The organism is Bacillus sp. FSL M8-0063 (assembly GCF_038005545.1).
In the GTDB taxonomy this organism is placed as follows: domain Bacteria; phylum Bacillota; class Bacilli; order Bacillales; family Bacillaceae_G; genus Bacillus_A; species Bacillus_A wiedmannii.
In genome coordinates this window covers 1,414,083-1,427,457 of sequence record NZ_JBBOTJ010000001.1, presented here as the reverse complement: position 1 = coordinate 1,427,457, position 13,375 = coordinate 1,414,083, and the positions used below count along the sequence as shown (strand labels likewise).

The 13,375-nt window shown below is 33.9% G+C and carries 10 protein-coding genes and 2 pseudogenes; 3 read left to right on the top strand and 9 right to left on the bottom strand.

What is annotated here, in order from left to right; all coding sequences use genetic code 11:
- Positions 1-7 precede the first annotated feature (7 nt).
- Positions 8-1,483, top strand: coding sequence for a hypothetical protein (locus MKX31_RS07370; RefSeq protein ID WP_064476412.1), 1,476 nt, complete (start codon positions 8-10; stop codon positions 1,481-1,483).
- Between the two features lie 173 nt (positions 1,484-1,656).
- Here the strand turns inward: MKX31_RS07370 and trhO are convergent, their stop codons facing one another.
- On the bottom strand, positions 1,657-2,616 hold the full coding sequence (gene trhO / locus MKX31_RS07365) for an oxygen-dependent tRNA uridine(34) hydroxylase TrhO (RefSeq protein ID WP_000246220.1): 960 nt from the start codon (positions 2,614-2,616) through the stop codon (positions 1,657-1,659).
- Between the two features lie 492 nt (positions 2,617-3,108).
- Between trhO and MKX31_RS07360 the strand changes: the two genes are divergently transcribed.
- Positions 3,109-4,404 carry an Nramp family divalent metal transporter gene (locus MKX31_RS07360; RefSeq protein ID WP_262787091.1) on the top strand — a complete coding sequence of 432 codons (1,296 nt, stop codon included), beginning with the start codon at positions 3,109-3,111 and terminating at the stop codon, positions 4,402-4,404.
- On the opposite strand, the gene MKX31_RS07355 is transcribed toward MKX31_RS07360, so the two are convergent.
- The 3 genes and pseudogenes from MKX31_RS07355 to MKX31_RS07345 form a co-directional block, all read right to left on the bottom strand.
- Entirely contained in the window at positions 4,394-5,302 is a 909-nt protein-coding gene (locus MKX31_RS07355; protein ID WP_098111536.1) for a M23 family metallopeptidase, read from the bottom strand. The two genes, MKX31_RS07360 and MKX31_RS07355, sit on opposite strands and share 11 nt — an antisense overlap.
- 82 nt (positions 5,303-5,384) lie before the next feature.
- Positions 5,385-6,451 (bottom strand): annotated as a pseudogene (locus tag MKX31_RS07350) (sensor histidine kinase).
- Positions 6,441-7,139, bottom strand: coding sequence for a response regulator transcription factor (locus tag MKX31_RS07345; protein ID WP_064476415.1), 699 nt, complete (start codon positions 7,137-7,139; stop codon positions 6,441-6,443). The pseudogene MKX31_RS07350 and the gene MKX31_RS07345 overlap by 11 nt, the downstream one beginning before the upstream one ends.
- 142 nt (positions 7,140-7,281) lie before the next feature.
- On the opposite strand from MKX31_RS07345, the gene MKX31_RS07340 reads away from it, so the two are divergent.
- The gene (locus MKX31_RS07340; RefSeq protein WP_064476416.1) at positions 7,282-7,806 is read left to right on the top strand and encodes a GNAT family N-acetyltransferase; all 525 of its coding nucleotides are present in this window, start codon (positions 7,282-7,284) and stop codon (positions 7,804-7,806) included.
- Positions 7,807-7,976: 170 nt separating this feature from the next.
- On the opposite strand, the pseudogene MKX31_RS07335 reads toward MKX31_RS07340, so the two are convergent.
- From MKX31_RS07335 to MKX31_RS07315, 5 genes and pseudogenes are all read right to left on the bottom strand, one after another.
- Positions 7,977-8,120: pseudogene (locus MKX31_RS07335) on the bottom strand (radical SAM/SPASM domain-containing protein); the annotation flags it as partial.
- 27 nt (positions 8,121-8,147) lie between these two features.
- Positions 8,148-10,193, bottom strand: a complete 2,046-nt coding sequence (locus MKX31_RS07330; RefSeq protein WP_064476417.1) for a class I SAM-dependent methyltransferase — start codon at positions 10,191-10,193, stop codon at positions 8,148-8,150.
- A 327-nt stretch (positions 10,194-10,520) separates the two neighbouring features.
- Positions 10,521-10,901: a BA_1872 family lipoprotein gene (locus tag MKX31_RS07325; RefSeq protein WP_000771817.1), complete on the bottom strand. Its 381-nt coding sequence runs from the start codon at positions 10,899-10,901 to the stop codon at positions 10,521-10,523.
- Between the two features lie 59 nt (positions 10,902-10,960).
- Entirely contained in the window at positions 10,961-11,170 is a 210-nt protein-coding gene (locus tag MKX31_RS07320) for a hypothetical protein (protein WP_000726954.1), read from the bottom strand.
- A 441-nt stretch (positions 11,171-11,611) separates the two neighbouring features.
- Entirely contained in the window at positions 11,612-13,240 is a 1,629-nt protein-coding gene (locus MKX31_RS07315; protein ID WP_064476420.1) for a peptide ABC transporter substrate-binding protein, read from the bottom strand.
- Positions 13,241-13,375 lie beyond the last annotated feature (135 nt).

Below are 13,375 nucleotides of genomic sequence, written 5' to 3'. Positions count from 1 at the left end.
AATGTAAATGGAGGCAATACAGACAATCGAGGAAAAAGATGTAGCAACAGCTATATTTCAATTTATATTCCCGTTTTCTTTTAAAACCGGATATGAACAAAATATGTTCCCTTTCTTACAGAAAAATGATTTTCGCCCTTTTCGACTCGATCATCTTGAAAATGAAAATACATACTACGGAAAGTTTCAAGTTTCACATCAAAATATGGAAGCATACTATCTTTCATTTACAAATAAAATTCTATTTCCTCACTCAGAGCACCAAAAAGGATTGCAGCGCTATTCTAAAGACCTTAACTTAACTGGACATTTAACAACAAATTTGATTTCCGTTCCATTCAAAATTCATTCTATTGACGTAACACTTTGTCCTTATGAGCTTGGCTTCTTAACAATTCGGACAGAAGTAGAAACCGCTCCAAACATGACATTGTCAGAAGCAATCGAATTTGCCGCCCGCTTCCGTGTCCTTGAAACTAAAAATGATACAACTGAAACTATCTGTATTGAATGTAACGGAAAACAATATTCACAAGTAGAGAAGCTCATATTCGGCGATTTATTTCATGGCTTAACAGACTTCTTTGAGAAAAAGAGATTGCGGAGTTCTTACTTTCAAACATTCCCCTTCTTTGAAGATCAACGAATGTATGTACAAACTTTATTATCCATAAACAAAAAGTCAGACCTTCATGTAATCGATGTATACCGAGCTTCCAGTCTTTCCGGATTAACAGACAATGGCAAGCCCTATATTAGCGCAAATAATGTTCCTTATATTCAAGATTATTTAACAAAACATTCTTATCAAAGATGGGCTCCTAATCGCTACTTTATTATGGAAGAACATATTTTCACATGTATAACAAACGAGGATGAACACGAATTCGCTAAACTTGCTAGTCAAATGTACGGAGAGTTTTATTACGCTTTGTTATTAAATCTATTTCATAAAGTTGTTTTATTAAAGATGGCAAACGCTTATGCTGAACTAAACATTGATCAAGATACAAATGAAATAGAGAAATTAATTTATTCAATCAATTCATTTACAGCGAATTACTTTTCTTTAGAGTTAGTATCCCAATCACAGAGTGAAGATATTTTTTTCCGCTTAAGAAAACTATTTAATATTGAAGTACTTTACTCGAATGCAAAACAAAATCTCGATAGTTTGTTTAAATATCAAGAAAATGTCGCTTCTAAAAAAGATAGCCTTTTACTATTAATTTTAACGCTCTACTCTGTAGTAGGCCAAATGTTAGGGTTTACTATGATTGATCTTTTAAGAAACACCGATTCAAACAAAATCTCGTCGCCACTTGAATTTTTCGCACTTTTAATAGCAATCAGCGGCATAGTCATTTCATTTATTTTAGGCGCGCAAAGTTTATACCAATGGAGTCTACAACATAAACGAAGAAAATCATGGGTAAAACAAACTGTACTTTCTGCTGTGAAAGAGAAAGATGATAAGAAGTAAAGAAGGTTATTTTCAAATTACAAATACGTGGTACGCTTCAGTAAATGAAATTTTTATTAGCGATTTTTAAATTCTATCGACTTACCGACAAAAACTGACAAAAAAAGTACCGCATAGTAAAAAAAGTACTCCAAAATAAAATTTGGAGTACTTTTTTATTACACTAATTTATCTTACTTTCCTGCTTCGATTTTCTCTAATGCAGCAGCTACTTGCTCTTCAGTTAATTCGTGTTGCACGATATAACGATTACGTGGGTGTACACGACATTCATGAGAACATGCACGTAAATGTTTTGCTTCGTTTTCTTCAGAACATAAAATTTTCTTATTACATTCTGGATTTGCACAGTTTACATAGCGCTCACAAGGTTCACCTGTAAAGTGGTCTTTACCAACGATAACATGCTCTTTTTGGTTTACTGGTACAGAGATACGCTCATCGAACACGTAACATTGTCCATCCCAAAGCTCACCTTGTACTTCTGGGTCTTTGCCGTACGTTACAATACCGCCGTGAAGCTGACCTACATCTTCGTAACCTTCACGAACTAACCAACCAGAAAACTTCTCACAACGAATTCCGCCTGTACAGTATGTTAAAATCTTTTTACCTTCAAGTGTTTCTTTGTTTTCTCTAATCCAATCTGGTAATTCACGGAATGATTCGATATCTGGTTTAATTGCACCCTTGAAGTGTCCTAAATCAAACTCATAATCATTTCGTGCATCAATAATAACTGTATCTTCTTGTTTCATTGCTTCATAAAAATCTTTTGGCTCTAAATACTTTCCAGTTATTTCGTGTGGGTTAATGTCATCTTCTAGACGAAGTGTCACTAACTCTGGACGAGGACGTACGTGCATTTTCTTGAATGCGTGCCCTTCTTCTTCATCTATTTTAAATACGATACCGTCAAAGCGTGGATCGTTGTTCATTGCTTCCATGTATTTCTCTGTTTGTTCTACAGTTCCAGAACAAGTTCCGTTAATTCCTTCTTTAGCTACAAGGATTCTTCCTTTTAATTCAAGTGAATTACAAAATGCTAAATGCTCTGCAGCGAATTCTTCAGGGTTTTCAATTGTTGTATACATGTAATATAGTAATACTCTGTATGGTTTTGTAGTTGCCAATGTATTTCTACCACCTATCTAATTTTTAAAATCATGTATAAGTTAACGTTCATATCAAAACATATATAATAAGAAAATGTATCCAAAGTTTTATGCATCCCATTTTCTTCTCTTTATACTATTTTCTATAAGTTAACAAAAATAAAAAACAAGATTACACATCAAAACACTATGGTTAAGTTGTAATCCCAATATATTATATATCATACAAATGCAATTCCATCAATTAATATGCTGTATTATAGGCTTTATGTTCACATAAATTTCAAAAATAGCCCTTTAATTCATTATGTTTCCCCACGTCATCACACCATAAACTCCCAATTTTTTATAACACGACACCATCTATTGCAGCAAGGCATATAATTTGCACTAAGGAAACATTTGTGTTCAAATAAAAATATCATCTAATACATCTAAATGTATTGAAATAAACAATAAGAATACTTACAATAATTTCATCAAGTTAACATTTCAAAGGGGAAAACTACTATGAATAAAGATATATCAAAAGATGAACAAGTCTCTTCTCAAAGTACAACTGTTCAATCCGCACACTTAGCTTTAAGTGGCGAAACGAAAGGCTGGAAACGACTGTTACCGTTTTTAGGACCCGCTTTTATCGCATCCGTAGCTTATATTGACCCTGGTAACTTTGCTACAAATATCGCAGCTGGTTCACAATACGGATATTTACTATTATGGGTTATATTCGCTTCTAACTTAATGGCAGTATTAATTCAAACTTTATCAGCTAAATTAGGAATTGCTACGGGAAATAATTTACCTGAAATAGCTCGCGAGCACTTTCCAAAACCTGTGTCTATCGGCTTATGGATACAAGGTGAACTCGTTATTATGGCTACAGATTTAGCTGAATTTATCGGGGCAGCACTCGGATTGTATTTATTATTTGGAATTCCTATGTTACCAGCTGCTTTAATTACAGCAGTCGGATCATTTATTATTCTTGAGTTTCAACGCAGAGGATTTCGCCCACTAGAAGCTATTATTACAGGGATGATTTTTATTGTAGTAATAGCATTTGGAATCCAAGTTTTTTATGCAAAACCAGAATTAAGTCCCCTTCTTTCCGGACTATTTATTCCGAAATTCCAAGGTGTAGACAGTATATTACTTGCAGCAGGGATATTAGGTGCGACAGTAATGCCACATGCAATCTATTTACATTCTGCATTGACACAACGCCGCGTGGTTGGAACAACTGACGAACAAAAGAAAAAGATTTTCCGTTTCGAATTTATTGATATCATTATTGCAATGGTTATCGCTGGAGCAATTAATGCGAGTATGTTAATTGTTGCTGCTGCACTATTCTTTAAAAATGGCTTGCATGTTGAAGATCTTGATGTTGCTTTTAACCAGTTCAGTACTTTAGTCGGTCCAGTATCGGCTGCTTTATTTGGAATTGGGCTCTTATCAGCAGGACTATCTAGCTCTTCTGTCGGTACAATGTCAGGTGACATTATTATGCAAGGATTCATTCGAATGCATATTCCGTTATATTTACGCCGCTTTATTACAATGATTCCACCCTTAGTTATTATCGCTTTAGGAGTAAATCCAACTTACGCTCTAGTCATGAGCCAAGTCGTCTTATCATTCGGTATTGCTTTTGCATTAGTACCACTTATTATGTTTACAAGCAGTAAAAAAATTATGGGTGCACTCGTTAACCACCGCATAACAACCTTTATCGCTTGGATTATTGCTGCACTTGTTATCATTTTAAATATTTTCTTACTGTATCAAACATTTATAGGATAATGAAAAAAGGTATTCCAATAAAACTGGAATACCTTTTTTCATTACCACTTATGTATGTACCTCTTTCTGGCATTATCGCACCTTTTTCAGTTCGAAAGTAAAGTGGTAATCCTTCCGAGAAAAATATACTCACCTTGGATGGATCCTGCCTTTGGTGATGTATATGTAAATGCGGCTCACTTGAACTTCCTGAGTTACCGACTTGAGCAAGAACCTCTCCCTCATTTACATGTTGTCCTTCCCTCACTTTAATTGAGTCTTTCTTTAAATGCGCCAGAACCATAAATGTCCCTGATTCGTCTAGTCGTAAATAAACATGATTCCCCGCCATTGACTGGAAATCATCCGATCCCGGAACTATATCTTTTTCATCATTATTGATTGATACAACTGTTCCATTAGCTGGTGCCATTACTTCCGCCCCATATATTCCATAATCCTCTAACATACTACTTTTCACTTCAGCAGGCGGAATAAGAATATCATACGCCCATCGTTCATTTGGTTTGATAACGTGATAGTTCGTTTCTAACCGATCGCCGCCCCAGCCCACTAGTGCTCGTTCATTTAAAGGAAAACGAACGACTATTTTAGGGCTCATAGAATGTACATCTGCTGGGTAAGCAAGTCCGCCTATGTTAGCAAACCACCCTAAAGGCCAAGCTCCAATTATAGAGAAAAGAACGATGAAGAGTAGCGTTCTATCTATTCGCTTTCTGAAAATGCCTTTCCACACAAATAGTAATACTGAACCTATCAAAATAAAGATTGATACTAAACTAAATGCTTGTATAATCCACCAAAAAATGACTATTATAACACCATTAGCTAAATAAACTACACTCCAACTTATAATTAAAAACGCAACTAAAATTACTAATACATATTTCTTCCACATGTTGTATCCCCACTCTCATATCTTTGTTCTACATGATACGAAGTGAAAATTACGACATACAAAAGAAATACTTACGACTTTCTTACATTTCTTTATACTGCGGTAAAACGATAGTGAAAACCGTTTCTTTATCGTTACTACGTACAGTAATATCTCCTTTATGAAGTTCCCCTATACTTCTCGCAATTGCAAGTCCCATTCCTTTTCCACCCGTATGAGAGCTACGTGATTTTTCACCACGATAAAACTTCTCAAAAACGTAAGGAAGGTTCTCATTCGGAATGCATTGTCCAAAATTTTCAATTTCTATTTCAACATTCATGTTTCTTTTAGAAATTTGAATCAAAATCTGTTTTCCCTCTTTCCCGTACATAATACTATTATTAATTACATTTTCGAACAGCCTCACCATAAGCGCTACATCCACTTCCACATGTAACTCCTTATCACCGTTAATATAAAAGCTCATATCGGCATCATCTAGTAATGGTACAAAATCAATCATGATTTGTTCAATGAACGCTTTCATATTTACTACACTTTTATTTAATTCAATCTCCCTATAATTTATTTGACAATATTCTAATAAATCATCTACTTGATTTTTCAATTCATAACTTTTTCGCTTTAATATACTTACATACTGTTCACATTCTTCTCCATTTGAATGAAGCTGATTTCCTAACAGGTCCGCGTAACCGATTATAGATGTTACAGGTGTTCGTAAGTCATGAGAAATATTACTAATCATTTCAGTTTTCATTTCCTGCGATTTTTTTCATTTTCGATAGACTCTTTTAAACTTTTAGCCATTCTATTAACATTCGCTGCTAATTCACCAATCTCGTCATTTTTTGAAATAGGTATATGTATTTCCAAATTACCATTACTTATTTCTTTCACGTTCTTATTTATTTCAGATAACCTTTTCATCATTGTTTTTGTCATGAATGCAAAGTATATTGTAGTAAAAGTTAAAAAAGCTATTAAATATAACAATGAATATTTTTCCTCTAATCCAGTAATATGACTATATATATTTCCAACTACAATTTGAAACGCTATTATACTTACAGTTGCTAACAAAATGCTACATATGAATGCGATAAAAAACTTAGCTCTAATGCCTTGTAATGATTTAATCTTCAATTTTATATCCGACTCCCCAAACATTTTGAATAAACTTCGGCTCTTTTGGATTCGCTTCAATTTTATTTCTTAATCTTGCAATATGAACCATTACTGTATTATTACTTTCATAGGCTCTTTCTTTCCAAACGCTCTCATATATTTCTTCAATAGTGAACACACGATTCTTTGCAGCGGCCATTAAGTACAAAATATCATATTCAGTTTTCGTAAGATTGATTGTTTCTCCATATAACATTACTGTTCTCGACACTTCATCGATTTCTAACCCTCTAATGTTTATTTTCATTTCTATTACTTGGGCAGCATTTTGATTGAAATATGTATACCTTCTTAATTGAGCTTTCACTCTCGCTATAAATTCAATTGTACTGAACGGCTTCACAATATAATCATCTGCCCCAGTACTAAACCCAATTACTTTATCTACATCCGATGATTTCGCGCTTAAAAACATAATTGGTAAACTATGTTTCTCTCTAATCCTTCTACACAATTCTATCCCATCCATATGTGGCATCATAATATCCAAAATAGCAAGTTGAATACTGTTATTATTTATTATTTTTAAAGCCTCTTCTCCGTTATGAGCACTAAAAACTTTAAAACCTTCTTGCATTAAATTCGCGTTAACAAATCGAACAATATCTTGATCATCATCTACAATTAAAATTGAGTTTTTCTCCATATACAAACCTCTTTTTGAAATATATTCCACAATCAATTTTATCACAAATTAAAACCATACTTCCCTCTTGAATAATCTTTATTTTCAGACTAAATTATATAATAACAACACATTCTAGTTTCAGAAGAAATGGAGTGAAAGTATGTTTCCTATATTAAAAACCGACCGACTCATTTTACGAGAACTTACCGAAGAAGATGCACCGAGTATACTACAATGCTTTTCTAATACTGACGTACTGCGCTATTATGGCCAAAAACCATTACAAAATGTTGATCATGTGAAACAAGTCATTCATAACTTTAAGCTGAGTTACAATGCAAGAAGTGGTATAAAGTGGGGAATTGAATTAAAAGGCAAGAAAGAACTCATTGGTACCATTGGTTTTCACGATTGGTCTTCTGAGCATAAACGAGCTAATATAAGTTATGCCTTTCTCCCTGAACACTGGGGAAAAGGATATGCGACGGAAGCTGTTTCTGACGTTATATCATACGGTTTCCACACACTTCACTTAAAGCGGATTGGGGCAATTGTCTTTCTTGAAAATGAGGCTTCCAATAAAGTGCTATTAAAATTAGGATTTGAAAAAGAAGGCGTTCTAAAAAATTATATGTATCAAGATGATATCCCATATGATACAAATTATTATTCTTTATTAAAATGAGTTTAATAGAAATTATACGTAAAAACTCGTTTCAGCATAATGAATCAAGATAGTGGATTTTTAACGAAAGATGGGAAACCGAGCGTTTTTCATTTCTTAGATCATCATACGACTGATGCGAAGTACAATAAATTATATAATCTAAACAAAGGGCATGAGCATATTCTTACTCATGTCCCTTTGTTTACGTTCTTTTTCTGTTTTCGCAATGCTTTTGGAATGTATACACAGAAAGGTTCGCTTTCCATGTAATCTCCCGTCATTGCATATGATTTAGAACGAGATCCTCCACAAACATATCGAAACCCACAAACTAAACTTTTTATAAGTTTTCAATATCATTACCTCTTTTCTAAAACCATAAAGAACGTACTATCCGGTAGCACAACCGCATTCCCAGACTCATCTTTAAAATCGATTTTCTCGCTAAGATGTTGTGTATATCCATCCTGTAAATAGTTCATAGCTTGAACGATGTTTACTTTATCTCCAAAGATACCCTTTACGAAATCCTTATAGTCGTTTGGCGTAAAGATTCCAAACTGCTCTTGCACCTCGTGAACAAAGGAATCCTCACCCCATGTATACGTATATAAGAACTCCATCGCATCGTTAACAGGCATTTTGACTGTATTGTCTGCAAGTACCTCATACTGGATTATACGCCCCTTAAATTCACGGACATACTGCTCTAAGAACTTCATTCCACCTGCATCTTTAAAATGAATCACACGCATTAACATTTTATCTTCAGTCATGATGCCATCACGAATGATAATACGACCTCCTGGCTTTATCACCTCGTAAGCACTCTGTAACCCCTTTTTAATTACTTCATGATTGAATTTCTTCCCTTCATACTCGATATAAGAGAACAGTTCATGAAGGATAGAAGAATATACAATCGTATCAACCGATTCTTTATCAAACGAACTACCTAAGTTGATTGCATCCCCTTTAATGACGTCCCAAGAACGACCTTCGTCCTGTTTCTTCTTTTTCAACGTATCAATCACGTTTTCGGAAATATCGATACCGTAGATTCGTTTATTTTCGGTCTCTTCTTCAATCATGTCTAGCATAACACCACCACCAGCTCCAACATCTACAACCGTATCTCCCTTTATATAATCAAGAATAATTCGTTTATCATCAGCCGAACTATTCATATGTTCCAAATACACTTCTTCGTTATGGAATCTATCATATGCGTCCTTTCGTAACCCGAAGAAATCAAAGAGCAGTACATTTGCTCGAGCATGCATCATATCTATCTTTTCTGCCTCTACACAGAAGATGATTAACGCCTCACCTACAGCAGAAAACTGAAACGACACATACGCAGTCTTCATATCTTCATCGACTTTAATCTCAAAAGAAACATGTGTTGTATCCGGCTTCTCGTTCTCACGGTACTCCCGTAGATACTTCTCAATAACCCGCTTACGATACACATTGTCCTTCTTCTCACCTTTGAAATCATAGTGCAACTGCTGCATCAATTTCTCGAAATGGATATGTTGAACCTTTCTAGTTCCTATCTCGTTCTTTAACATAACAAAAACTGTCCAAATATCCTCGAAGCTAAGGGCATGCATAGACGGTTCTACATACCACAAATCCTTATCAGATAAAAATGTTTGAACGTTTCTCTTCTCGCTCCCCATAATTATATCTTTTTCAAATACTGACTCCTTATGTTTTGGCGTGAGTCTATGTACACGAGAAGTAAATGGCTCCACATAACCATCAAATAGCCCATCAATTGTAATCTTCACATCGTTCTTTACTTCGCTCCACAAAGATTTTGATACACCTTCAATAATACATTGATTAAGATAGTATAGAATCTCCTTTAACCTAACGTCTCCGTATTCTTCTTTATATGTGTCAATTAAATCAATATGAGAGTTCAAACGAGCCTCTCCGCGGATATACTGCCCGATTAATCCATGTGTTCTAATTAAATCTCGAACAAACAAATACTCAGTAGAGTTTAAGTTTGTCTCTATATGTTCGATAAACTGAATATCACTAAAGATATCAGCAGAACCCTCGTTATGTACCAATAGATTGATTCCGTTCTTCTTCCATTTCTCTCGCTGTTTTAAAGAGCCTACCTTTGCAAGCTCACTATACGTTAGTACTTTTTCAATAATGCGATACGCTTCTTCATCTAAAGACAATCCATCTAACACTTGCAGCGTACGGTGTACATAGTACAACACCGCATCTGTTTTTAATTCACCAAGTACTTGTACATTCTCATAGTTTTGATGTATCTCCTCTGCCTCGATTAGATACTTTAACCACGTAGGGAGAATATTAGAAAACCCTTCAATGTATTTATTTAGAATCTCAATATTTTTCACCTTATTTACCCCCATATATAATCAATTTCAGTAGTATGGTCTGGGATATCTTCTCTAAAAAGATTATCACCTTATGCCCCCTTTACCATCTATATCTCTTTCAAATACAAATGCATCAAACCGAGTCTTTTTATCATGTAAAAGAGAGTTATCAATTTCGTTTCTAACATGCCAAGTTTGTAACACATTCTTTTGTTCATCTCTTATTTTAACTTCATCAGGAATTTCGGCGGAATAAACAGCAGGGCGCAGCGAAGCATTTCTTACATTAATAAACATTTGTTGTGATAGAATCAACCGAAAATAGAAACGGCAAGCGGGTGCACTCCACTTGCCATTTTTTCATAGCTTAGTATGTATTTGAATTTCTTTTGCTTTCTCTTTTTCACCCTTCACTCGTACAATTAAATCATATGATCCGGATTTTGGCGCTTCAAAAGAAAGCAGACCTTCTTGTTGAGAAGTGACTTCTTCTTCATAAATAACCTTATCACCTTTTGTAACTTGCAATAAAATCGTACCTTCTTCAACGGCTGCTTCATAAGGAATTTCCACATTTCCTTTTTCAGCTTTAATCGTTTGCACATCGTAATACCCTTGCAACGAACCAATTTTTAAAGTCGTTTCGCCATTTTTTTGAACCTTTGTGACTTGTGTTGCTGTATTGCATGCGCTTAACAATACAACAAGAGTGAGAATCATAAATAAACGTAGTAATTTCATAGAAATTCTCCTTTTTTATGTATATGAATTAAATTTCTAACTCTAAATTTTGTACCATCTTATTTCCCACCTCTTAAAATAACTGTTTTTATAATAAAATAAGTAATAGAAAATAATAAACAAGTACCCATTGTACCAAAAACTGCAACTGAGATGTTACCTGCTAATGTTTCATTTGGATCTAATGCATTAGGTAAAATTGTACCCAAAATTGCAATACAGGCTAATACAACCATAAAATATTTAAATCTTTTTATTTTCTTTTTCATACTAATTATCCCCTTTATTCCTTAACATTAACTTCTAAACCAAATCCCATAAACCTACATCAGGACCTAATGGTACATGGAATTTGACTCTGCTTTTTCTAGCTTCAAAGGATCCCCCTAGATTCCCAAATTAATATCCCCAAGTATTATACATACCAATTAATTCATATAGAAAAAGCCCGTTCAATTCAAATACTTAAGCTCCCTTATTTTTATAATACTCAAATAATTATACACAAACATCGCTATCGATTCATCTTAATACCTCATTTACCTTTTAAGTATATCAATGACAAAATATATAATTTAATATTTTTTATATAATTAAAAACAAACATAGTTACAACAAGAGATTGTTTTTATGCTGATTTGTACTGTATTCCCTTATTCCATGTACTCTTTAAAAAAACCTTACTTTTTAAAAAGTAAGGTTTTTTGTATTTATTCATTAGCGATATAAGCATTCTTATACGTATAAACACCACCAAATTGATGCTTCTCAATTCCTTTTACATAATCCTTTTGTACGTAGGCTGATCCCATTTGATAAAGCGGTGCAACTGCAGCATCCTCTAGCAGAATACGCTCGGCCTCTTGCAATGCTTCCCATCTTTTCTTTTGATCTAGTACAAAATCGCTTTTCGCTTTCTTTATTAATTCATCGTAGTGAAGGTTAGAATAATTCATTTTGTTATTCTGATTATCCGTCGTAAAGAGTTCTAAATAACTAATTGGGTCTTTATAATCCGGTCCCCAATTTGCCATAGATATATCGTAATCTCCTGTTTGTTCTAACTGTAATTTTTGCTTAAATGGCTGTTGTTTAATTTGTATCGTTAATCCTTGCAAATTCTTTTCTAAGTCACCTTTTATATATTCTGCTATACGTTTTGCATTATCTTGTTCAAACGTTAAAAACTCTAGGTTTACTTGTTCTACTCCAAGCTCTTTTTTCGATTCTTCCCAAATCTTTTTCGCATTTTGCAAATCATATGAAGAAAGATCTCCGTTTTCTTTTCTAAAATCTTTGCCAGTCTCTTCATTTATATGACCAGCCGGTACAAGTTCGCTTGCAGGTTTTGCCCCGTTATTAATAAAGTGAGCAACGAAATCTTCTTTATTTAACGCGAATGAAATAGATTGACGCACCTTTTTATTTGCTAACGCACTATTTTTTTCATTAAAACGTAGCATAGCAATTCCTGAATCGCTCGACATATGTAAGTCCTTACTTCCCTTATACTTGTCTACAAATTGAGAATTAATAGGCACTCGATCCAAATCACCAGCTTCGTATAAATTAACAACCGTCATTGTATCTTTTACAATTTGAAAGTTTATTTCGTCTAATTTCACTTTCTTTTGATCCCAATATGTAGCATTCTTCTTTAATTGAAACTCTTGTTCATGCTTCCACTTCTCTAATACAAATGGCCCGTTATATATGAGATTACTAGGTTCCAATGCATAATTCTTTCCTTGTTCTTTCAAAAATGATTCATGCTGTGGTAAGTAAATCGGCAGTGCTAACAACTGTAAAAAATACGGAATTGGCTGTTCGAGTTCCACTTCTAACGTATAATCATTTATTGCTTTAACCCCAAGTGTATCAAGAGGCATTGTTCCTTTATTAATTTCTTTCGCATTTTTCACATGAAAGAGCATGTACGCATATTGAGATGCTGTTTCAGGTTTAATTGCACGTTTCCACGCAAACATAAAATCATTTGCTGTCACACTGTCTCCATTTGACCATTTTGCATCTTTACGCAAATCAAATGTATATTTTTTACCATCTTTACTTCTTTTAAACGATTTTGCTACCGCTGGAATAGGCTGATCTTGATCATCTAATACATACAAACCTTCAAATATGTTTTGCATAACGTGCGCTGATGTACCATCCATCGTTTTCGCAGTATCAAGAGAAGGAATTTCTTCTGATACTGTTACATTTAACACTTGTTTTTTAGCTTCTGCATCACTTTTATTCGCTTTATTATTACAAGCTGTTAATAATAAAGTTGTAACAAGTGCCATTACCATTAAATGGCTCTTTTTTTGCTTCATGAATTGTTCTCCTTAAGTATAAAATATTATAAAGCGTTATATATTATAGCAGAAATATGAACAGAAAGATGCGACATTCTTTTGAATATTTATTCGTTCAAGAAAAAAGCTATCCTTTTAAAAAAGGATAGCTTT